Raw genomic sequence first — 22,313 nt, 5'->3', positions numbered from 1 at the left:
ATTTTAATCATTTACTTATACTTGTTTTTCACAAAAGCAAGTCGTTCCAAAAGCTGATCTACTTTTGAATTAAAAATCAATTCCTTACTTAGCTGAGGTGGTGTTTCTTTAGCCTTTTTGAGACCCTTAATTGCCTTGGCTTTGAGGCCCAGGCTCTCATAACCTGCACGTGCGGTTCCTGCCAAATCGTATAGTGGTTCAGGCAAATTTACGGGACTCCTTCTCTTTAAAAAACCTTTTACGGTCTCAGGGGAATATAATGCCGCTAAGGAAATTGGATCATATTTCATATCTAAAGATGAAGTCCAGTCCTGCCATTTAAAATCATTAATAGAAGAATAAGATTTAACAGGTATCCACGGTACTCTCAGTGTGTCGGCTACTATTGCATAATGCATGGCTTCAGCTACGACGAATTTAGATTTTAAAATTTCCTGTATTACAAACTCAGGCTCCGAGGTAGGGCTAACATAATGGATACCTGCTTCCTTACAGAGTTCATCCCAGGGGTATCTATTTTCACTATCCCAGTGAGGCATAAAAGAAAAGTCATATTCCTTTTCGACTTTCCCATATTGAAACTCTCTAAGAAGTAATGCTCCGTCTGCTATTCCAAGCTGTTTATCAATATTTAAAGCCTTTGCAGATAAAGGTCCTCTTACACAAATGACGTCATAGGAAGAGTCAAGTTGAGGCAGCTTTCCATAAGCAAAACCACTGCTAAAGATGATTTTTTTATTAGCTTTTTTTACCATAGGAAGCCCAATAATTGATCCTATTCCAAAAAAATCGTGTTCAGGATCATCATCAAAAAAATCAGGTAAAAGCCTCTTAAATATTTTAGGGTTTAAAGCATCTCCAAAATTTGGTTTCCTGTAGTATTGTAATCTCACTTTATATTTTTTAATTATTATAAAAGGTTTTCTTCATCATATCCATTCGCTCTTTTAATAGTCCAGTAAGAATCAAATTTCCTGCAACTCCACCAGCTTCTGAAAATACTTAGATTCTTCAACCAAATTCGAAAAACTTCCAATGTTACTTATCTTGCCATTCTTCATTACCACTATTCTATCAGCATTTTTAATCGTGGAAATTCTGTGAGCAACAATTAACATAGTATAATCCCCTTTAAGCTGATCTATATTGTGCTGGATCGCTTTTTCTGTTTCAGAATCCAAAGCAGATGTCGCTTCGTCCAAAATAAGGATCTCCACCTGCTTGAATAATTCCCTGGCTATAGAAATCCTTTGTCTTTGCCCCCCACTTAAGTTAATACCATTGTTTCCCAGAACCGCATCTTCCTTTTCCGGAAGCTCCTTTATGTAATCTACTATTGCTGCCTGCTTAACTGCCTTCCAGAATTTCTCCTCATTTTCTTTAGTTCTTTCACTCCAAAAGGTGACATTATTATATAGGGTATCATTGAAAATTACAGGGTCCTGAGTAATATAACCTATTCTCTTCTGCAGGTCACTCTTATCTATATCTTCAATATTATTTCCATTGATTAAGTAAGATCCCTTGTCTACAGGCAAAAGACCACAAACTATATTTACAATGGTAGTTTTCCCGCTACCACTTTCTCCCACAAAAGCTACGGTTTCATTTTTAGCAATAGTTAACGATATTTTCTTTAAAACAGGTGTTTCATCATAATAGAATGAAATATCATGTAATTCTAGTTTTTCGATTTCATCTTTCAGCTCACCCGCTCCACTGGGCTCTTTGTTTCCCGCAAGTTCCTTTCCAAAAGAAACCATATTTTCCAAAGAGCCCGAAACAGCAAGAAATTTATTCCAATTTGTCTGCATCTGCATTAAGTATGTCAAAGCTCGGTAGAAGAACAATAAACTCATCAAAATAGGTCCAAGCTCAGAACCTAAGACACTAGTTTGTATAAAAATCACACAAACAACAACAAGAATTAAAATAGGTTCTCTGCCAGCATACAACAATGATTCTAACCTGCCTATTTTCGTGTTGGTTTCCTGAATTCTATCTATAGATTTGTTTAATTTGTCCCCATATCTTTCTAGCGATCCTGTTGCTTTCAAATATTTATAATTAGCTACATTTTGGATTATCAAACTCTGAAAAATATTATTTTCACCGGTCAGGGTTCGCGAAAAGCCACGAGTATTTCTATATAAATGTTTATATAAAAAATTTGTAAGAATCCCTCCTATTGTAACGAGCACTGCAAATTCAGGATCAATGCTAAAAGCAAAAGCCATATACACCACCACAAGCACAAAGGCTTCTATGGTTTTAAAATATGTTTGGAAAGAAGCCGCGACACGATCTACTTCTCCAGTTAACGTATTCTGAATACGACCGACATCTGAGGTTACAAAATATTTATAGGCTAACTTGCTCAGTCTCCTGACGTTGGTAGTCCTTAATCTTTTCACAAATCCTTCCCGCACAGAAACCCTATAGATTCCGGCTAAATACTGAGTTAAGGCCTTTCCAAAAAAGAAAATAACCATGAACAACAACACGGAACCTAGATTAAGAGGAAGTCCCAAATCTGTAATAAATTCCACAATGAAAGCCATTTTACCCAGCTTTTCAGGATCAATTTCAGAAGAATCACTAACTAATTGTAGTAAAGGCAGAAACATGGTAAGTCCTAATCCATCCAGAACCCCTACTAAAATATTTAAAGCAAATATGACAAATACTTTGTACCCTAAATAAGAGTAAAAAAAAGAAAAACTCTCAAAGTACTTTTTGATAAAATTTTTAATCAATAGTTTATTTTTTAAACCGGCTATTAAGTCAAATTTTAAGCTGCAATATTTTCAAGGAATGTTCCTGAAGTCCTCACTTGAATATACTTAATGCAACAGATTACCTAGTTTAACCGTTGAAGGATTGTCTTGCTCGATTAAAATAGCTAGCAAAGATAATACTTAAAAAAAGAGAGCATGCTTTTGGTTTCTTAAACAATTGCAAAAATTACCAACTAAGGCTCTCTGTCCAATCAATTATAATAATTTTTAAACCAGTCTATGAAATTTTTCACTCCTGTCGAAACCGGGGTATTGGGATTATAATTAAAATCTTCCTTTAAGGATTCAACGTCAGCCCAGGTTCTCCTTACATCTCCCGGTTGCATAGGATACATTTGTTTTTCAGCCTTCACCCCTATTTGCTTCTCTATTTCGTTTATAAATTCCATAAGCTTTACCGGTTTGCTATTTCCAATGTTGTACAGAGAGTACAAAGGTGCAGGAACTTCCTTTTCAGGTTCTACAATTTTTACAATCCCTTCAACGATATCATCAATGTATGTAAAGTCCCGCTCAAGGTTTCCATTATTGAAGACTTTAATAGGCTTATTGTTTATAATTGCGTCGGTGAACAAGAACATTGCCATGTCTGGCCTTCCCCAGGGACCATAAACCGTAAAAAATCGTAAACCTGTGGTTTTAAACTTAAAAAGATGACTGTAGGTATGAGCCATTAACTCATTACTTTTCTTGGTAGCCGCATAGAGACTTATAGGATGATCTACGTTATCTTCAACTGAAAATGGCACCTTTTCATTTTGTCCATATACACTCGAACTACTGGCATATATTAAATGTTCAACTTTATAGTTTCTACAACATTCTAAAAGATTTAAAAACCCGACCACGTTACTGTCAACGTAAGCTTCAGGATTTTCTAAACTGTACCTCACTCCTGCCTGTGCAGCAAGGTTGCAAACCTGCTCAAAATTGTTCTCAGCAAATATCTTGGGAAGTTGTTCGCGGTCTTCAAGATTTACTCTAATGAATGTAAAACGGAACTGATGCTCACTTTGAACCTTTTCATTAAAATTTTCTGCAGCTTTTCTATCGATTCCCAGCTCCTTGAGACGATCATACTTTAGATCAATATCATAGTAATCGTTGATGTTATCAATACCAACAATTTCATAGTCCAAATCCAGTAATTTCCTTACTAGATGAAAGCCTATGAAGCCGGCAGCCCCTGTAACTAAAATTTTTCTCTGGTCTGATTTTTCCGGCATTTCTAAATTTTAATTTTCAAATATAAGATAATGCCTCCAATACAAGCCGCAAACAACCTTAAAGAACTGTGAAAAATGATAGTTTAATTACTTTTTTCTGGAATCAGCAGACTATAATCTCATGTCATTTGAAGAGGAAATAGAATCAAATCACCGCTGTTCTTTAAAAGCGAGATCTTTTTTTTCATTTATACAGCAAAAATTCCAGAAAAGTTTTGTGAATTTCCCTTGGGCACTTTGTCCGAAAAGAAAATGAAAATTTTATAAAATAAGGAAAGCTTTTTTAAAATAGCCGTAAAATGAAATAATTAAGTTAAAATTTCAACAATGTCATTGACAACTGATATTACTGTGTAACAGCTACGATAATCTGTGTAGATCAGTATATGGGAGAAAAATATATGGAGAAATGTCTAAAGCTGAGCCTGGATTGTACTGATTTAGTAATTGCCTGTGCTAATTTGCTAGCTAGCCAGCTGACTTCTGCGCGAATTACAAGTACAAATAAAATTTATGCAGATTTCCTGCCTTTTTCAGATCTTTGCCTCTATAGAATTCTGTAAGTGTTCTTAGTTGGGTTTACCTTTCATCTAAAATCTTCAGCTGATCCAGTTCTATAATTACTTTTTATATTGCCGAAAAAAAAGTGGGTGGTGGAAATGCGGCGTACCAGCAAGCATCGCCAAGAGCACGTCAGATCAGTACCTATAGGTAACGCCCACGAGCTCGTTCAGACGCTCGTTGTGTGGCGCGAAGAACGCCTCCATCTCGTCTCGCAATCCCGGATCAATCTTTGTTTTTTTCGGGGTGGTGGTGAGGCGCAGAGCACTAGAACGTATCACCTGAGCCACACGCCCATGCGCCCCAGTTACTACGAAGGGGTAATTTATCCAGGGGTAGCGCGGATACTTCGTAGCCTTCCGTGCGTGGACCTCGTCCCGCAGCGAATCCCGCGGAGGCACACCTAGGAAATCGAACAACCCGTTCATGGTAGCAAGCGGATTGCTGATCATGTTCTCGAACGTGAGGAAGTACATCTGCTCGACCGGCCATAAGGCGAGGTACCTCTCCACTTGGTCCGCATAGACGCTGCGTTGGATACAGTGTCGCTTATGGTAGAAGCACTGTTCAAAGCTCATGTACTCCCCTCCACTCCATACCATTTGCCAGTAATGCGAATGTGCCCGTGCGATAGGCTCACGCAGGATCCAAACAAGCTTCACATCAGGATCATAGGCGTAGATGCGGTCAGGAGCTCTGTCATCCCAGGAGTAGGTCGGCGATTTCTCACCCACAGCCGTATAGGCAGCAGCCTCCGAAAATTGTGCGCGGTACCAATCCGACCCTCTACTATACCGACCGTCATCACTGAAGAAGTGCAAGTCATTAGGGTGCATGTAGATTTCTGGATGCATCCCGAGGTAACCCTGGAGCGTCGTCGTTCCAGCCTTGGTAGCACCTACCACTAGAAAGTCAGGTCTCATATCCATTCCGATTTTTGTCATTTTAACGGGTTCGAATATAAGGCCAAAGGAAACTAAAGAACAAATTTTTTCTTAGTTTTGAAAGAAATTAAAAGAGCAGATTTTTTTCAGAAGCGCACGGGCGGAGACTGGCTGGGTAAAGATTTTCAGAAAGGTCTTGAAAAAGAATGATCTTCTTTTACCATTCTTCAAATTTTGATACCTTTTCGTAATAGCGGTATAGACCTTTACAAGATGATAAGAAATCATCTTAAGTGGAAAATAAACTCCTTCACTATTCCCGTAGACCTGAGAACTTAATAGGAACGTTCACCAGTGCAAATTGCGGCAGTATTCAGTAAAATTTAAAGATCAAACATTATCATCAACTTAGACTTCCCGAATTTTCTATAAAGGGAACTCCTGCCTGACCAGCTAAGCATTTAATGTCACACTACCATTCCCGCTGCAACGGTTTCATTGGTACTTTCATCGATTAAAATAATACTACCCGTATTACGGTTGTCCCTATAAGAATCCAACATTAAGCTTCGGGTAGTGCGAATTTTCACTCTGGCAATATCGTTCATGGCAAGACCCTTATCTTCACTATCTCTTTCAAAGGTGTTGATATCCATCTTATATACCACCTCCTTGATCATGGCCCGTTCCTCGTTCGATGTATGCATAACCGTGTACTTTGCACGAGGTTTCATAGCACCATTGTTTAACCAGCATAGCATTACATCAAACTCCTGCTCCTGCTCTGGTTGGTTATTTTTTTTCACAATCATATCTCCCCTGCTTACATCAATATCATCCTCAAGAGTTATTGCAACAGACATTGGGGCGTAAGCTTCTTCAACTTCCTGCTCCCCGACATTTATCGATCTTATCTTAGAAGTAAATCCAGATGGCAATACAGCTACTTCATCACCTTTACGGTAAATGCCACTGGCGATTCTTCCAGCACAACCTCTGTAATCACGGAAATCCTCACTCTGAGGCCGCAATACGGTTTGCACCGGAAAACGCGCATCGATCTTATTAATATCACTGCTAATATGAAGGTTCTCCAATGTACTTAAAAGAGTTCCGTTCTGATACCATTCCATATGCTCTGAACGATTCACTACATTATCACCTTTCAAGGCACTAATAGGAATAAACCTCACATCTTTCATCAACAGCTTGGAAGAGAACTCTTCAAACTGACCAATTATATTATTATAAACTTCTTCAGAGAAATCTACCAGATCCATTTTGTTAACACACACGATCAGGTGGGGAATATTGAGTAAAGAAGCAATAAACGAATGCCGTTTTGTTTGCTCAATTACCCCATGGCGTGCATCGATAAGGATCACTGCTGCATTGGCCGTAGAAGCTCCGGTAACCATATTTCGGGTATATTGGATATGTCCCGGGGTATCTGCAATAATGAATTTGCGTTTAAGAGTGGTGAAATATCGGTAAGCGACATCGATAGTGATTCCCTGTTCCCTCTCATCCTTTAGACCATCAGTAAAGAGAGCTAAATCCACCCCATCATGTCCTTTTTTTGCACTGGTGGCACTTACCGACTCCAGCTGATCCTCAAAGATGGATTTGGAATCGTATAAGAGGCGACCGATTAATGTACTTTTACCGTCATCTACACTTCCGGCAGTTGTAAATCGTAGTAACTGGTTGTTATTTATTTCCATAATAAAATTGGGTTCTTTGAATCATATTTTGAGTTCTTTAGTATCTCAATCCAGCCCCTGAAATAAATTCAGAATGACGAGTACCTAGAAATAACCTTGCTTTTTTCTATCTTCCATAGCAGTCTCACTACGTTTGTCATCTGAACGATCACCCCTTTCGGTTTTGCGCATAGCAGAAACCTCCTGGACAATCTTTTCCAGCGTGTCGGCATCAGATTCAATTCCGCCGGTAATGGTAATATCGCCTAAAGTTCTGAAACGAATATTTTTCTTCTCTATTTTCTCTCCTTCTTCCAGTCTTAAATATTCTGAAACGGGGATCCAGGAATTGCTTCTGAATACCACTTCCCTTTCATGAGCGAAGTACAAAGACGGAATTTTAATGTTTTCTCTTTTAATGTAATTCCAGACGTCCATTTCTGTCCAGTTGCTAATTGGGAAAGCCCTGAAATGCTCCCCTTCGAAATGCTTTCCATTCAGGAGATTCCACAACTCAGGACGTTGGTTCTTAGGATCCCACTGACCGAAATCATCCCTATGGGAAAAAAATCTTTCCTTGGCACGGGCTTTCTCTTCATCCCTTCTGCCTCCCCCGATCGCACAATCTATTTTATTTTCTTCAATAGCGTCCAACAGGGTGGTAATTTGTAAAGCATTCCGCGTAGCATTCTTACCTTTCTCCTCTGCTACCCGGCCCTTATTAATAGATTCCTGCACCGAACCTACGATCAACTTCACCTCTAATTCTTCTATAAGGTCGTCCCTGAATTTAATTGTTTCCGGGAAATTATGACCTTTGTCCACGTGCATGAGTGCAAAAGGAATTTTGGACGGAAAAAATGCCTTTTTAGCTAAATGGGTAACGAGAATCGAATCCTTACCCCCGGAAAAAAGGATGACGGGATTTTCAAATTGAGCCCATACTTCCCGAAGGATAAAAATGGCTTCAGATTCCAACTCGTCCAGGTAATTCAAATAATATTTACTCATTGTATTTCAATTTTTCCTTTAAAACCTTAATTATCCTCTCTACTGACTCCTCCACGGTTTCCTCCTCTGTTCTTATTTCAATGGCCGGATAATCGGGAGCTTCATATGGAGAACTGATGCCAGTAAAATTCTTAATTTCCCCGACTCTCGCTTTCTTATAAAGCCCCTTAATATCTCTTTCTTCACAGACTTCTATAGGTGTGTTTACAAAGATCTCTATGAAATTATCCTGCCCAATTACCTTTTTAGCCTCTTCGCGGTCCTCTTTTAATGGAGAAATAAAAGCGGTAATAGTAACCATCCCCGCATTCATGAAAAGTTTAGCTACTTCAGCTATTCTCCTGTTATTTTCCCTCCGGTCCTCAAGGGAGAAGGTTAAGGCTTTATTAAGGCCACTCCGAATATTGTCCCCATCAAGGGAATACGTCCTGATCCCGTTCGTGAATAGTTCTTTCTCTAATAGATTGGCAACAGTAGATTTCCCGGATCCGGATAGACCTGTGAACCAGATCACGAAGGAATTATGATCATTCTGCCTATTACGTTCTTCCCGGGAAATATGGTAATTGTGTTTTGTTATATTGGCGGACATGAGATTTGTTATCGAGTATTTTAGGAATGACTTTCAGGATTAACTATCGTTTTTTATTGTATATTTAACTCCCTGCTATTTATTTATCTTTTTTGATCATTTTCTACCAGTAATTCTTCCTCATCTTCTACAATCTTTTTATCGATATTTTCTTTCCTTCTTCGGTTTGGTAAGCCAAAATCAATCTTATACCACGTTCTTTCATGAAGGTAATAAAGGATCATTTTAGTTACCACCTCTGCAAAACCAATTTGTAAGCCGGTAACCGGATCCCCCGTAATGATCCAGGCCAATAGAATGGTATCGAGTGTTCCTACAGCTCTCCAGGATATTGTTTTTGCAAGATGTCTTTTCTTACTGTCATCTCCATTCTTTTTTACCCCCAGTATAACCTTGAACCAAACTCTTTCATGAAGATAGTAAAGGGCCATTTTAGTAATGACCTCTGCAAAACCAATCTTAAGACCTGTAAAGGGACTGCCTGAAATAAACCAGGAGAGAAGGATGGTATCAATAGTTCCTACTATTCTCCAGGTTACAGCTTTGGCAATATGTCTTTTATGGGAACTATCCTTCATAGGAAACAAAAAAATGGCCGTTCAAAAGGTTTTCCCTGTTATATGTCATTGGCCTACCGGTCTCCCGGGAAATACAATTTAAACCTACTGCCTCACAAATTGCCTGTCCCGCAACGGTATCCCATTCCATGGTAGGTGCGAACCTGGGGTAAATATGGGCTTCTCCCTCGGCTACCAAACAAAATTTTAATGAGCTTCCTTTTGAGACTACTTCGATCTCCTTTCCGTATTTCCTTTTTAATTCCTCAATGTATTGCAGAGTATCGTCATTCATGTGAGATCTGCTACCCACTATTCTTATGCTATTTTCATGACCGGAAGGCGAAATTTCTTCAGCTTTATCCAAAATGTTTTCGATCCTAACATCATTTGGGGCAAGGGATACCTTAAAAGCTCTATCTTCGGAAACATTAGCAAAATATAAACTGTTAAGAGCAGGTGCGAAGATCACTCCCAATTGTGGCTTTCCACCGGAAACAAGGGCAATGTTTACTGTAAACTCCCCATTTCTTTTGATGAATTCTTTAGTCCCATCCAGTGGGTCTACGATCCAACACTCTTGCCATTGTTTTCTAATACTATAGTCTATTTGCTTATTCTCCTCACTTATGAGGGGAATATTGGTGGGAAGCAGAAATTTATTAATAACTTCATTTGCTTTTTTATCCGCAAGAGTCAGAGGGGAATTATCTTCTTTGGTCTGCACATCGAAATTCTTACTTTCGTAGATTTCCATAATCACTTTTCCCGCTGCAACCGCTGCTTCAATTGCAATCTTTAAATTTTTATTCAAACTTGTCCAATAATTATGAGTCAGCTAATATACTCAGCTAATATTGAATAGCATGAAAAAATGATCTTAAAGAACTGTGAGGAAATTTAAATCTTAGCGGAAGAGAGCATAATAAAATATCCTTAAATTGATTTTAACTATTCCTTCAGAACCTAAAAAAACAACTCCAATCTATAATTTTTAGTAATTATAAAATTGTTATTTCGATAAACCGATTTATTTAAAAAATAGTTTTTCTGCAAATGGAATTTTTTGCTACACAACAATTGAGGAATAAATCGATTTGTAAGTGACGTGCATGATTAGAGTAAATGATAGGAATGCTTTTAGATTTAATCATTATCACAGCTTTTTACTTTTAGCAGATATGTCAGCGCTCCTCTCCCCGATTTTGTGAAGCCCCTACTAAGCAATTCCTTTTTAAGAATATTTTCAGATGTTTCTGTGGATTCCGGATAAGAAGTTACTAAGAATATAGCGACTTTTGCTTTATCTGAAATTTCATCTTTAATAATTGGATAAAAAATCAAGTCATCTACCGGTTGATTGAAGGCTTTGATATCCAAAGAGGAATCAGGATACAAATAATGGAAAATATGACTTTTGTTTCCATAGAAATACACCTGAACATCTTGCTCTTGTAACTCGGTAACCTGTTGATCAATTGTTTTAAGAAATTTATATCTTTCCTCACTCGTTTGGATAGGGTACAGGACCTCGAAATCGAGTGTTTTCTTAAGCGTTGTGATTTCTCCATCTTCATAAGTTCTAAAGAATTTTCCAAAAAATGCAAAGGGAATCAAAACGACTATTATTGAAATCCAGAAATTTTTTGCTTTTAACTTTACATTGCTTAGAACAAAAGGAAAAAGAAGAAATAAAAAGGAAGCTTTTAAAAAACCTAAATTAGATCCGGCAGGATTAATAAAAAGAAAGGCTACAAAAACGAATAAAATAATGTACTCCATCTTTTTGGTTTTTCCAGAGGTAGTAAAGAAGTGAAGGACGGCAACAGAAAAGGCCAAAGCAGCTAAAAACAATGGATAAGAGTACCCAGCAAACAAAAAAACAGGAACAAAAAATAAATAAATTGCAATGTTTATCCTGAAAGCAGAATCATTACTATAAAGTTTCGACACCTTAGCGTACAGGAAGAAATTGGCTACTATGAATGAAGAAAAAATGAGTATTTTAAAACCGTCTCTAATATATCGATATATCAATAATTTTAGATCATGGGAAACAGACCCCAGTGAAGCCTGAACAAAAGCTTGCCATTCCTGGTAATAGAGGTAATAGATGACAAAAACATTGAGTAAAGAAAACAGCAAGACCAACAGCGATTTTTTTATTGCTCCTGTAGTAATTTTGCCTGTTTCCCTTTTTTGTTGGTAAAGTATAACGGACAGTATAATAGGTAGCACAACGAGATTGGGTAATCTAATAAGAATAGAAATTGAACACAGGATTGCCAGGATTATAAGTAAGCTCGTTTTTAGACTTTTTAAGTATAAGATGGTAACCGAAAATATTATTGAGTTAATAAGAACGCTCAGGGTATCATAACCTAAAACATTGGCGTTTAAAGGAGCTATTAAAAAAAGAATGCAACCCAGGTAAAACATGATCTTAGTTCTTGAAACCGCAGTTCTTACAATTAGAAAAGGAAGCAAAGCAGAGAAAAAGAAAAGAAAAGCATTTATAAATCGAAGTGTTATTAACTCCGGGCCAGAGATATTAATTAAACCTTTTATTATTAAAGAGCTCAGTAGTATGGGAAACAGGTGAATATCATGAGGTGGATTTAGGGCCTGGTTTAAATGATAAAATGTATCGGTAAAATCCATCCCGAAAAAAATCCCAGAGAAAAAGGAAACAACAGAAATTATAAAGAATACAATAGCATAAAAAGTTCGAGAAAAAACATTTTTTAATTTAAATAGATTAGAGGTGTTCAAATTCTTTAAATTGAAAATTGAAAATAAAGTGCTGGTCCCTGATTTTCTATGGATTGGAATGAAATCCTGACAAATATAAATATTATTCCGGCGTATCCTGCTAAAGGATAGATGCTCGTCTACAAATATATGTTGTGGCTTTACTTATAATATAAATGAAAGTTTCTCCTGAATTATCCATTATTATTTTGTGTTATCGATCTGGGGAAAATATTATTCCATTTGCAGAAAAGATCCATGAACTGACCCGATCTCTAACTGATAGTTACGAAATAATCCTGGTTGGGAATTACATTGAAAATTCAAATGATCACACAGAAGCTATTGTTAGAGAAATAGCAGCTAAAGAAGATAATTTCGTAGCTGTATGCAAACCTAAAAAAGGAATGATGGGCTGGGACATGAAAGAAGGTTTAAAGACAGCCAAAGGTGACTATCTTTGTGTGATAGATGGGGACAGCCAATTTCCTATTGAAAATATTGAAAAATGTTTTAATCTAATAAAATCGTCATCCTTTGGCCTTGTCAAAACTTTCAGAACGACAAGAGGAGATGGAATATACCGGAAAATTTTGTCGGCTACATACAACTGGATTTTTTCCATTCTTTTTCCTAAAGTAAAATCTAAGGATATAAACTCCAAGCCCAAGATCATGACTCGTGAAGTTTATGAAAAAATGAGATTAGATTCGGATGACTGGTTTATTGATGCCGAAATAATGCTGAATGTTGAAAGATTAAATGTGGAATTTTATGAATTTCCAACTCATTTTAGGGAATTAAAAGACCGTTCTTCTTTTGTAAAATTTTCTGCCATTTTTGAATTCCTTAAAAATCTTATTTTATTTAAAATAAGAAGATGAAAAAGAGAATTTTTATAACCGGAATTTCTTCAAAAATCATTCTCGCTCTCATAGAGTTAATTGACTTGGAAGAGCATGAGATTTTTGGCCTTACCAGAAATCCGGAGAATCTTAACTTACATCCAGAAATCAACCTGATAAAGGGGGATATAACTGATTATGAAAGGATAGAAAATCTTATTAAAGAGTGTGATCTTATTATTCATGCCGCTGCAGTTACTCATTCATTTGATAAAGAGAAATATTTCAATGTTAATCTACACGCCACAAAGAAATTAGTCGACCTCGCCAGTACACTGGATATCGGGAAATTCGTCTTTATTAGTTCTAATACGGCCAGTGAAAAAAGCGGAGCATATGGTTTGACCAAATTTTTGGCAGAGAACTATATTGCAGATAATTTGAAGAACTGGTTAATTTTAAGACCTTCTGAAATTTATGGTGGCGACAGTAAGGAGGGTATTGAGAAATTTGTTTCCGAAATAACTTACAAATCTATTATCTTATACCCTACAGGAGTTCCTTCAAAGTTTTATCCTATTCATTTTGAAGATGTTGCTGAAATAATTTACAATTTGGTTTTTGAAGAAAGGATAACAAACGAAAAAATCACTATCTGTGGTCCCACAGGATATTCCTTTTCGGACGTAATTAGCTTAACCAAAAATGTAAATAAGAGAAATACCATCACAATTCCTGTTTTAAAATCATGGATGTTCCTCATACAAGGTATAACTGAAAAACTACCATTTTTCGTAGGAGTTATTCCAGACCAAATTTCCCGTCTCTACGGTCCAAAGAATCTTGGATCTACAAAATTTCGTTTAGGACAAAAGAGTTTTGAAGATTATTTAACAGAAAGGCTTTTTCGAGATATAAAAATCCAATAGATCTTATACTTCTATTTTAAATCAAGTCTTCAACGTCAGATTGATCAAATCTGAGATTTTCCTGACTTCTTCTAAATCCAGACTTTCAAAAAGAGGTAGGCATAGAATTCTTCGCGAAATACTATGTGAAATTTCCATAGCTGGTGATTTCACATAATTAAGGCTCTCCAGAGAAGGATAAAAATATCGTCGTGGAAAAACCTCTTCTGCATTTAGTTTAGTCTTGACCCGGAGCAAATCTTCTTCCGTATCAAAGATTACCGGGTAGTAACTATAGTTCCATTCTGTAGCTTCTCGGATTTGTAGATCCCTCAAGTGATCAAATAAAAGGTATTCTTTATATGCTGTAACTAACTTCTTTCGTTTTTCAATTAACTGGTCGAGGTAAGGCAAAATAGATAAACCCATGGCTGCCTGGAGTTCACTCATTTTAGCATTAATTCCCAAACCAACAAAATCTTCTTCACCACTATGGCCAAAATTATGACTATAAAACATTTTTAATCCCAACGAAAAATCTTTGCAAAACATAGCTCCTCCTTCTCCAGAATGGAAAATCTTTGTAGCATGAAAACTGCAAGTGCTTATATCTCCATAATTAAAGATTGATTGTCCATTGTAGTTGACTCCAAATGAATGAGCAGCATCATAAATAACCTTAAGATTGTGTTTTGCAGCTATTTTCTCAATCTCTAAAACATTACAAGGATTGCCGTAGACATGGGTGGCAAGAATTGCCGTTGTTTTATTTGTAATAGCTGCTTCTATTTTAGTTTCATCAATAGTTAAATATTCAGGATGAATATCTACAAACACAGGCGTACAATTCTCCCAAACTATTGCAGCCGTAGTTGCCACGTAGCTAAACGGAGTGGTAATTACTTCTCCATTCCGCGCCAACAATTTTAAGGCTATTTGGATCGGCAAAGTACCATTAGCCGTGGCAATAACACCCCAAATACCAAGCTTGGTCTTTATTTGATCTTCTAATTTATTGACGAGATCACCTCTGTTGGTGATCCAATTCTTCTCCCATATTACTTTAATGATTTTCTGGTATTCCTCTATTGGAGGTAAAAAGGTTTTTGTAACTGGAATCATCTTTTTTGATATAGATTAATAAGTTCAAAAATGCTTTCAAACTTTAATATAAGAGAAAGTCCTATATAAAGAAATGCCCCTGTTAAGCCACCGATTAAAATTCTGGAGATATCCGCAGTATCAATTAAAAAAAACCTATCGATTGTCCAGATTGAACCACCTGTAATAATAGATAAAAGAAGAATGGGAAAAATATCTTTGATCTGTTGTAAAGCCGGATAATTTATAAATCTTCCCGAATAGTGAGAATTTATAAAGTATGCTGCAAGAGAAACAATTACCTGTCCATAAAGAAGTGCCATTACCCCAAACTGAAGAGCAATGACTATAGCTAATATTATCAGGGTTTTCTTTATTATCTCAAGTTTGAGGAACAAATCACTTCTACCTTTGACCTTGAGAATATTTAAATTGTAAGCATGTAAAGGATACAAAATACCTGTAGCACACAAAATTTGAAAGTAAGGAACAGCAGGCAACCATTTTTCAGTGAATAGGAATCTAAAGGTAGGTTCTGCAAGTACTGCCAAGAATACAAGAACTGGGGCAATGACGAAAAGTACCATTTTCATCAATCTTTTATATATGTTTTTTAAACGTACATCATCATCCTGAATCGTAGCAAATAATGGATAAGTCACTTTGTTCAAGGCAGTTGAAATATTCGTTACCGGCAATTGTTTCATTGTCTCGGCCCTGGTATAGAAACCAACCTGTGAAGGGGAAAAGAACTTTCCTATGACTATTAAAAACAAGTTATTGAAGATTTTATCTATTATGCCTGAAAGAGTCAGTTTATAACCGAAATTAAAATGATCTTTAAATTTGGAGAAATTGAAAACTAAAGCTGGTGACCATTGGGAATACACCCACAGTTGAAAAGTACTCGCCGCTATTGTAATAATACTGCTCCAAACTAAGCTCCAAACGCCATAACCGTTATAAGCCATATAAACTCCTGTAACTCCTCCCACAATTGAAGCAGGAATTGCGATTATTGTCTGCGTACGAAAATCCATTGATCTTGTCAACCGGGCCAATTGAACCGCACCAAAGGCAGAAATCACAAAAGTCAAACAATACAATCTTAATATGTTGATTAAGATTTCCTGATCGTAAAATTTAGCAATTAGAGGAGCTGAAAAATATATTATTACATATAAAATTAAGCTCATTATTAGATTAAAATAAAACACTGTAGAGTAATCTTCCTGATCAAGATCTTTACTTCTAATGAGAGATTGGGTCAATCCTGAATTTAGAAGGGTATTACCAATTGCAATGAAAATAGCTACCATTCCTATCAAACCGAATTCGGCTGGTAAAAGAATCCTGGCCAAAATTAAGGAGACAATAAAACTTACTGCCTGGTTTCCAAATTGTTGAGCAAATGTCCACAGGAAACCAGTTGTAGCTACTTTTTTTAATGACATTGATAATATATCATAGCATCATGAATTTTTAATTAGTACCACCTCAAAAGTACACAAACGAGCCTTATAAGTTGTGAATCAAATTAAACCATCATTCCCGCAGCCACTGTCTCATTTGTATTTTCGTCCACTAATATGATACTTCCTGTGTTTCTATTGTCCCTGTAAGAGTCAAGCATTAATGGCTTGGTGCATCTCAGTTTGACCCGTGCGATATCATTCATGTTTAGAGACTTATCCTGCTCAATTCTCTCGTAGGTATTAATATCAACTTTATAGATAACTTCCTTGATCATTATACGCTGCTCATTAGAAGTATGCATAACTGTATATTTGGCTCTTGGCTTTGCCGAATCATCATTTAGCCAACACAACATTACATCAAATTCCTGTACAGGTTCGGGTTGATTATTCAATTTAACGATCATATCTCCCCGCCCCACATCAATATCATCCTCCAGGGTCATCGCTATAGACATTGGAGCATAAGCTTCTTCCAGTTCTGTTTCTCCTGAATTCATCGAAAATATACGCGAAGTAAAACCGGAAGGAAGTACAGCCACTTCATCTCCTAATCTATAAATTCCGCTGGCTACTCTCCCTGCGTACCCTCTATAATCCCGATGTTCTTCACTTTGAGGTCTCAGAACAGTCTGGACTGGGAATCGAGCGTCAATTTTATTAATATCGCTGCTAATGTGCAGGGTTTCCAAGATATTCAGTAAAGTTCCTCCCTGGTACCAATCCATCTTCTCTGATCGGTTCACCACGTTATCTCCATCCAAAGCGCTTATTGGAATAAATCGCACATCCTTCATAAGCAGTTTCGAAGAAAATTCTTCAAATTGCCCAATGATCTCATTGAACCTTTGTTCAGAATATTCGACAAGATCCATCTTATTTATGCACACAATGAGATGGGGAATATTTAATAAAGACGCAATAAAGGAATGTCTCTTCGTCTGCTCAATCACACCATGGCGGGCATCAATTAAAATTACTGCAGCATTTGCTGTAGAGGCCCCTGTAACCATGTTCCTTGTATATTGAATATGCCCCGGAGTATCTGCAATAATAAACTTCCTTTTTGGAGTAGTAAAATATCTATATGCTACATCTATAGTTATTCCCTGCTCTCTTTCATCCCTTAGTCCATCGGTAAATAGCGCCAGATCCACACCCTTATGACCTTTTTTTGCACTGGTGGCACTTACAGACTCCAGTTGGTCTTCAAAAATAGATTTGGAATCATATAAAAGCCGGCCTATGAGGGTGGATTTACCGTCGTCGACAGACCCGGCGGTAGTGAATCGTAGTAGTTGGTTGTTATTGATCTCCATTTTTAAAAATATCCTTGTTTTTTTCTATCCTCCATCGCCGTCTCACTTCTTTTATCATCACTACGATCTCCTCTTTCAGTCTTTCGCATCGCGGCAACTTCCTCCACTATTTTTTCTAAACTATCGGCTTCCGACTCAATTCCCCCTGTAATAGTAATGTCTCCTAAAGTCCTAAAACGAATCTTTTTGTTATGGATCTCCTCCCCTTCTTCAAGTTTAAGAAATTCAGAAACAGGAATCCACGAATTACTCCTCCAAACTACCTCCCTTTTATGGGCAACATACAATGATGGAATATCAATATTTTCTCTTTTAATATAATTCCAAACATCCATTTCTGTCCAGTTGCTAATAGGAAAAGCCCTGAAATGCTCCCCTTCAAAATGTTTACCATTTAAAAGATTCCATAGTTCAGGACGCTGATTTTTAGGATCCCATTCCCCAAAGTCATTCCTGTGAGAAAAGAATCTTTCCTTTGCACGCGCTTTTTCTTCATCCCTTCTACCTCCGCCAATAGCGCAATCTATTTTATGTTCTTCGATGGTATCCAGTAGGGTGGTAATCTGCAATGCATTTCTGGTGGCGTTTTTCCCTCTTTCTTCAGCCACCCTTCCGTCATTAATAGATTGCTGAACAGATCCAACTATTAATTTCACTCCTAATTTATTAACAAGATCATCCCGGAACTGAAGGGTTTCCGGAAAGTTGTGGCCTGTATCCACATGCAATAATGCAAAAGGGATTTTTGCTGGATAAAATGCCTTTTTAGCCAGGTGAGTAACCAGGATAGAATCTTTTCCTCCCGAAAACAGGATGACCGGATTCTCGAATTGAGCCCATACCTCCCGAAGGATAAAAATAGCCTCAGATTCCAACTCATCCAGGTAATTCAAAAAATATTTACTCATTTTACTTTCATTTTTTGTTGTAAGAAGCTGAAAAGTCTTGCTACTGCATCTTCGACAGATTCTTCTTCGGTCTTTATTTCAAAATCCGGCCTCACGGGAGCTTCATAAGGCGCACTGATGCCGGTAAAATTCTCAATTTTCCCTGCCCTTGCTTTTTTATAGAAACCTTTAACGTCTCTTTCCTCACAAACCTCCAGAGGGGTGTTTATGAAAACTTCAATAAAATTTTCTCTTCCAATTATCTTTTTTGCCTGATCCCTATCTTCTTTTAAAGGAGAGATGAAAGCAGTTATCGCAATCATGCCGGCATCCATGAAAAGTTTTGCTACTTCGGATATTCTTCTATTGTTTTCCCATCGATCCTCACGGGTAAAACTGAGTCCTTTGCTCAAACCACTCCGAATATTATCTCCATCCAAAGCGTAGACTTTTATACCCTCTTCAAAAAGGCGTTTTTCAAGCTTGTTTGCGATGGTTGATTTTCCTGAACCTGAAAGTCCAGTAAACCAAATGACAAAAGAATTGTGGTTATTCTGTATGTTGCGGTCCTCCCGGTTTATATGATAATCATGCTTTACAATGTTGGTCATAGGTTAAGAAATATATTCTGTTTTCGTTAATTCGGGATTTGTTTATTGGGGATTCAAGAATTGTTAATTCATTAGTTCCTCAGATTAAGACTCTTCGTTCTCGTTTTCCACTCTCGCTTTCTATTGTTATTTTTTAAACGATGAGATTTGACTACGTCGAAGCTGCGCTTTCTCGTCGCCTCCTTCTTTTTCTCAAAAGAAAAGGCTCTGTCGAAATGACAACTGCTCCCCCCTGTTTTCAATACTGATACTGATCACGGATCACCGACTTCTGATCATTTTTCTCCTCGTACCCAAGTCTCTAAGTCTCTCCATCTCCAAGTCTTTTGGTTCTCCTAGCCGGAAGGCCATAGTCGATTTTGTACCACGTTCTTTCATGTAAATAATACAGGAGCATTTTGGTTACTACTTCTGCTAACCCGATCTTAAGTCCGGTAACGGGGCTCCCGGTGATGATCCAGGCGAGAAGCATAGTGTCCATAGTTCCAACTATTCTCCAGGAAACGGTTTTGGCAATATGTCGTGTTCTACTATTCCATTTTCCCGAAGAAGTTCTGAATTCCCCATGAAACCAAACTCTTTCGTGTAAATAATATAAAACCATCTTGGTGATTACCTCTGCAAATCCTATTTTCAACCCTGTCGACGGGTTTCCTGAAATAAGCCATGCTAATAAAATAGTGTCAAGAGTTCCTACTATTCTCCAGGTAATAGTTTTCGCAATGTGTCGCTTATAGGTTTTATCCTTCATAAGAAACTAAAAAATTATCGTTTCTTAAATTTTCCCTATTATAAGAAATAGTTTTACCCGAGTCAGTGAACTTGCAGGAATAACCTACCGCTTCACAAATAGCCTGCCCGGCTGCTGTATCCCACTCCATAGTAGGTCCAAATCGGGGGTAAAGATGGGCTTCACCTTCCGCCAGCAGACAAAACTTCAGAGAACTTCCTTTTGAAACTACCTGAACTTCTTTTTTGGTGCTCTTAAGATCATCTATGAACTTTTTTGTTTCATCATTCATATGGGAACGACTACCCACAACTTTAGTATAGTTGGATGTAACTTCTGGCCAAATTTCATTAGAAAACTTTAAAATTACTTTGTTAGGGTCGACTACATCATCAGGAACAGTAAATTTAAAAGCTTTTTCTTCTGAAACTATTGCGAAATACAGAGTTTTAAGAGCGGGAGCGTAAATTACTCCCAATTGAGGACGCCCTTCAGAAACCAGAGCAATATTAACTGTAAACTCCCCATTTTTCTTAATAAATTCTTTGGTCCCATCGAGAGGATCTACGATCCAACATTCCTTCCACTGCTTTCTTTCATCATAGGATACCTCTTCGTTCTCTTCACTAATAATAGGTATTCCAAGTAGCTTCAAATGAGAATTGATAACTTCATTAGCTCTTTTATCAGCTATAGTCAAAGGTGATTTATCTAATTTCACTTCCACCTGAAAGTCCTCTTCATTATAAACCTTCATGATCTCTGTGCCGGCAGCTAGAGAGGCTTTAATCGCGATTTTTAGATATTCATTCATTGGGCACCAAATATACCGAAAGTTAGAAAAAGAGAATAGGTTAAAGCAAAAAAGATGTTCCTGTCTTTTTTTGCTTTAACCTATAACAGTTATAATAAATCTCTAACCGTATAATCAATATTTAATTACCTATTGCATAAAATTCGAAGCCAATTTTCTTCTTAGCTTTGGGCTCCAACAGCCTTCTACCATCAAATAGAAAAGCGGGTTTTAGCATTTGGTCATAGATTTTCTGCCAATCCAGCTCTTTAAATTCATCCCATTCGGTTAACAAGGCAACAGCATGGGCCTCTTCACAAGCTTCAATAGAATCGTTCACTACAGTTACAGCCTGTCGGTTAGCATCACCACTTCTGCTTCCTAAATAATCAAGGTCGGAATAAATTTGCTCCTCGGTTACTTTGGGGTCATAAACTACAATTTCTGCCTGTTCGTTTAATAGATAATCTGCTACATATATAGCTGCCGATTCCCTGGTGTCATTGGTATCTTTCTTAAATGCCCAACCTAAAATAGCTATCTTTTTACCTGCCACAGTATTGTACATGGTCTGGACCATGTTTGCCGCGAACCGCCTTTTTTGATGGTCATTCATAATGATCACCTGCTCCCAGTAATCTGCTACCTCCTGAAGATTAAAGCTACGGGCGATATAGACCAGGTTTAAAATATCTTTTTGGAAGCAGGAGCCTCCAAAACCAACTGAAGATTGCAAGAATTTAGGTCCAATCCTGGAATCTTTTCCCACAGCACGGGCTACTTCATCAACATCGGCCCCGGTTACTTCACAAAGTTGTGACATTGCATTAATACTGGAAACCCTCTGAGCCAAAAAAGCATTTGCCGTAAGTTTTGATAATTCAGAAGACCAAACATTGGTAGTAAGAATATTTTCCTTTGGGATCCATGAAGCATATATATCCACTAAAGCATTTACAGCTTCCCTTCCTTTTTCAGTTTCTATATCCCCTCCAATTAAAACTCTGTCTGGGTTTAAAAGATCCTGAACAGCAGTTCCTTCTGCAAGGAATTCGGGGTTGGAAAGAATCTGGTATTTCACTCCATTTCCTGTATTATCGAGAATATTTTTTAAAGCTGCTGCAGTCCTCACCGGCAATGTTGACTTTTCAATCACGATCTTATCATTTTTGGCGACTCTCGCTATTTGCCTGGCACACAGCTCAATATACTTAAGATCGGCCGCCATTCCTTTTCCAATCCCGTAGGTTTTAGTTGGAGTGTTAACTGAAATAAAGATCATATCCGCCTCATCAATGGCCTTATCTACGTCTGTTGAAAAGAAAAGATTTCGTCCCCTGGCCTCCTTAACAATGGCAGAAAGACCGGGCTCATATATTGGAATCTTCTCAACATCGGGATCATTCCACTGCTTGATTCTTTTTTCATTTATATCAACAACCGTAATATTAATATTGGGACATTTTTGTGCTATAACTGCCATGGTAGGTCCGCCTACGTATCCTGCACCAATACAGCAGATGTTCTTTATTTTCATTTTTTTGTAAGTTAATTGGTGAAA

General features: G+C 37.4%; 21 protein-coding genes. 3 read left to right on the top strand and 18 right to left on the bottom strand.

Annotated elements, in window-relative coordinates:
* Nucleotides 1-11 precede the first annotated feature (11 nt).
* The 10 genes from OU683_RS07285 to OU683_RS07240 form a co-directional block, all read right to left on the bottom strand.
* The gene (locus OU683_RS07285) at nt 12-893 is read right to left on the bottom strand and encodes a polysaccharide pyruvyl transferase family protein (RefSeq protein ID WP_268136743.1); all 882 of its coding nucleotides are present in this window, start codon (nt 891-893) and stop codon (nt 12-14) included.
* Nucleotides 894-965: 72 nt separating this feature from the next.
* The gene (locus tag OU683_RS07280; protein ID WP_268136741.1) at nt 966-2,756 is read right to left on the bottom strand and encodes an ABC transporter ATP-binding protein; all 1,791 of its coding nucleotides are present in this window, start codon (nt 2,754-2,756) and stop codon (nt 966-968) included.
* A 233-nt stretch (nt 2,757-2,989) separates the two neighbouring features.
* Nucleotides 2,990-4,024: an NAD-dependent epimerase gene (locus OU683_RS07275; protein ID WP_268136739.1), complete on the bottom strand. Its 1,035-nt coding sequence runs from the start codon at nt 4,022-4,024 to the stop codon at nt 2,990-2,992.
* Between the two features lie 698 nt (nt 4,025-4,722).
* Nucleotides 4,723-5,529: a sulfotransferase family protein gene (locus OU683_RS07270; RefSeq protein ID WP_268136737.1), complete on the bottom strand. Its 807-nt coding sequence runs from the start codon at nt 5,527-5,529 to the stop codon at nt 4,723-4,725.
* A 407-nt stretch (nt 5,530-5,936) separates the two neighbouring features.
* On the bottom strand, nt 5,937-7,193 hold the full coding sequence (locus OU683_RS07265) for a sulfate adenylyltransferase subunit 1 (protein ID WP_268136735.1): 1,257 nt from the start codon (nt 7,191-7,193) through the stop codon (nt 5,937-5,939).
* 84 nt (nt 7,194-7,277) lie between these two features.
* Nucleotides 7,278-8,183, bottom strand: coding sequence for a sulfate adenylyltransferase subunit CysD (gene cysD / locus OU683_RS07260; RefSeq protein WP_268136733.1), 906 nt, complete (start codon nt 8,181-8,183; stop codon nt 7,278-7,280).
* On the bottom strand, nt 8,176-8,775 hold the full coding sequence (gene cysC / locus OU683_RS07255; protein WP_268136731.1) for an adenylyl-sulfate kinase: 600 nt from the start codon (nt 8,773-8,775) through the stop codon (nt 8,176-8,178). The genes cysD (OU683_RS07260) and cysC (OU683_RS07255) overlap by 8 nt, the downstream gene beginning before the upstream one ends.
* A gap of 83 nt (nt 8,776-8,858) precedes the next feature.
* Nucleotides 8,859-9,353 carry a DUF2061 domain-containing protein gene (locus OU683_RS07250; RefSeq protein ID WP_268136729.1) on the bottom strand — a complete coding sequence of 165 codons (495 nt, stop codon included), beginning with the start codon at nt 9,351-9,353 and terminating at the stop codon, nt 8,859-8,861.
* The gene (gene cysQ, locus OU683_RS07245) at nt 9,343-10,146 is read right to left on the bottom strand and encodes a 3'(2'),5'-bisphosphate nucleotidase CysQ (RefSeq protein WP_268136727.1); all 804 of its coding nucleotides are present in this window, start codon (nt 10,144-10,146) and stop codon (nt 9,343-9,345) included. Before cysQ (OU683_RS07245) ends, OU683_RS07250 begins: the two co-directional genes overlap by 11 nt.
* Nucleotides 10,147-10,478: 332 nt before the next feature.
* The gene (locus tag OU683_RS07240) at nt 10,479-11,477 is read right to left on the bottom strand and encodes a hypothetical protein (protein WP_268136725.1); all 999 of its coding nucleotides are present in this window, start codon (nt 11,475-11,477) and stop codon (nt 10,479-10,481) included.
* Nucleotides 11,478-11,769: 292 nt separating this feature from the next.
* Here OU683_RS07240 and OU683_RS07235 point away from each other — a divergent pair, with 292 nt between their 5' ends.
* The 3 genes from OU683_RS07235 to OU683_RS07225 all read left to right on the top strand — a co-directional run bounded on the left by OU683_RS07235 (nt 11,770) and on the right by OU683_RS07225 (nt 13,857).
* Nucleotides 11,770-11,934: a hypothetical protein gene (locus tag OU683_RS07235; RefSeq protein WP_268136723.1), complete on the top strand. Its 165-nt coding sequence runs from the start codon at nt 11,770-11,772 to the stop codon at nt 11,932-11,934.
* 325 nt (nt 11,935-12,259) lie between these two features.
* Nucleotides 12,260-12,967 (top strand): glycosyltransferase family 2 protein, encoded by a 708-nt coding sequence (locus OU683_RS07230; RefSeq protein ID WP_268136721.1) that lies wholly within the window; start codon nt 12,260-12,262, stop codon nt 12,965-12,967.
* On the top strand, nt 12,964-13,857 hold the full coding sequence (locus OU683_RS07225; protein ID WP_268136719.1) for an NAD-dependent epimerase/dehydratase family protein: 894 nt from the start codon (nt 12,964-12,966) through the stop codon (nt 13,855-13,857). Before OU683_RS07230 ends, OU683_RS07225 begins: the two co-directional genes overlap by 4 nt.
* 21 nt (nt 13,858-13,878) lie before the next feature.
* Here OU683_RS07225 and OU683_RS07220 read toward each other — a convergent pair whose 3' ends face one another.
* From OU683_RS07220 to OU683_RS07185, 8 genes are all read right to left on the bottom strand, one after another.
* Nucleotides 13,879-14,958: a DegT/DnrJ/EryC1/StrS family aminotransferase gene (locus OU683_RS07220; protein WP_268136717.1), complete on the bottom strand. Its 1,080-nt coding sequence runs from the start codon at nt 14,956-14,958 to the stop codon at nt 13,879-13,881.
* Nucleotides 14,955-16,391, bottom strand: a complete 1,437-nt coding sequence (locus tag OU683_RS07215) for a lipopolysaccharide biosynthesis protein (RefSeq protein ID WP_268136715.1) — start codon at nt 16,389-16,391, stop codon at nt 14,955-14,957. The genes OU683_RS07220 and OU683_RS07215 overlap by 4 nt, the downstream gene beginning before the upstream one ends.
* Nucleotides 16,392-16,474: 83 nt before the next feature.
* Nucleotides 16,475-17,731, bottom strand: a complete 1,257-nt coding sequence (locus OU683_RS07210) for a sulfate adenylyltransferase subunit 1 (protein WP_268136713.1) — start codon at nt 17,729-17,731, stop codon at nt 16,475-16,477.
* A gap of 2 nt (nt 17,732-17,733) precedes the next feature.
* The gene (gene cysD, locus OU683_RS07205; protein WP_268136711.1) at nt 17,734-18,639 is read right to left on the bottom strand and encodes a sulfate adenylyltransferase subunit CysD; all 906 of its coding nucleotides are present in this window, start codon (nt 18,637-18,639) and stop codon (nt 17,734-17,736) included.
* Nucleotides 18,636-19,229 carry an adenylyl-sulfate kinase gene (cysC, locus tag OU683_RS07200; protein WP_268136709.1) on the bottom strand — a complete coding sequence of 198 codons (594 nt, stop codon included), beginning with the start codon at nt 19,227-19,229 and terminating at the stop codon, nt 18,636-18,638. Before cysC (OU683_RS07200) ends, cysD (OU683_RS07205) begins: the two co-directional genes overlap by 4 nt.
* A 301-nt stretch (nt 19,230-19,530) precedes the next feature.
* The gene (locus OU683_RS07195) at nt 19,531-19,980 is read right to left on the bottom strand and encodes a DUF2061 domain-containing protein (protein WP_268136707.1); all 450 of its coding nucleotides are present in this window, start codon (nt 19,978-19,980) and stop codon (nt 19,531-19,533) included.
* Nucleotides 19,970-20,773, bottom strand: coding sequence for a 3'(2'),5'-bisphosphate nucleotidase CysQ (gene cysQ, locus OU683_RS07190; RefSeq protein ID WP_268136705.1), 804 nt, complete (start codon nt 20,771-20,773; stop codon nt 19,970-19,972). The genes OU683_RS07195 and cysQ (OU683_RS07190) overlap by 11 nt, the downstream gene beginning before the upstream one ends.
* 121 nt (nt 20,774-20,894) lie before the next feature.
* Nucleotides 20,895-22,289, bottom strand: coding sequence for a nucleotide sugar dehydrogenase (locus tag OU683_RS07185; RefSeq protein WP_268136703.1), 1,395 nt, complete (start codon nt 22,287-22,289; stop codon nt 20,895-20,897).
* Nucleotides 22,290-22,313 lie beyond the last annotated feature (24 nt).

Origin of the sequence: Salinimicrobium sp. TH3 (genome assembly GCF_026676115.1) — a bacterium.
Taxonomy (GTDB): domain Bacteria; phylum Bacteroidota; class Bacteroidia; order Flavobacteriales; family Flavobacteriaceae; genus Salinimicrobium.
This window is presented reverse-complemented; position numbering and strand designations above follow the sequence as displayed.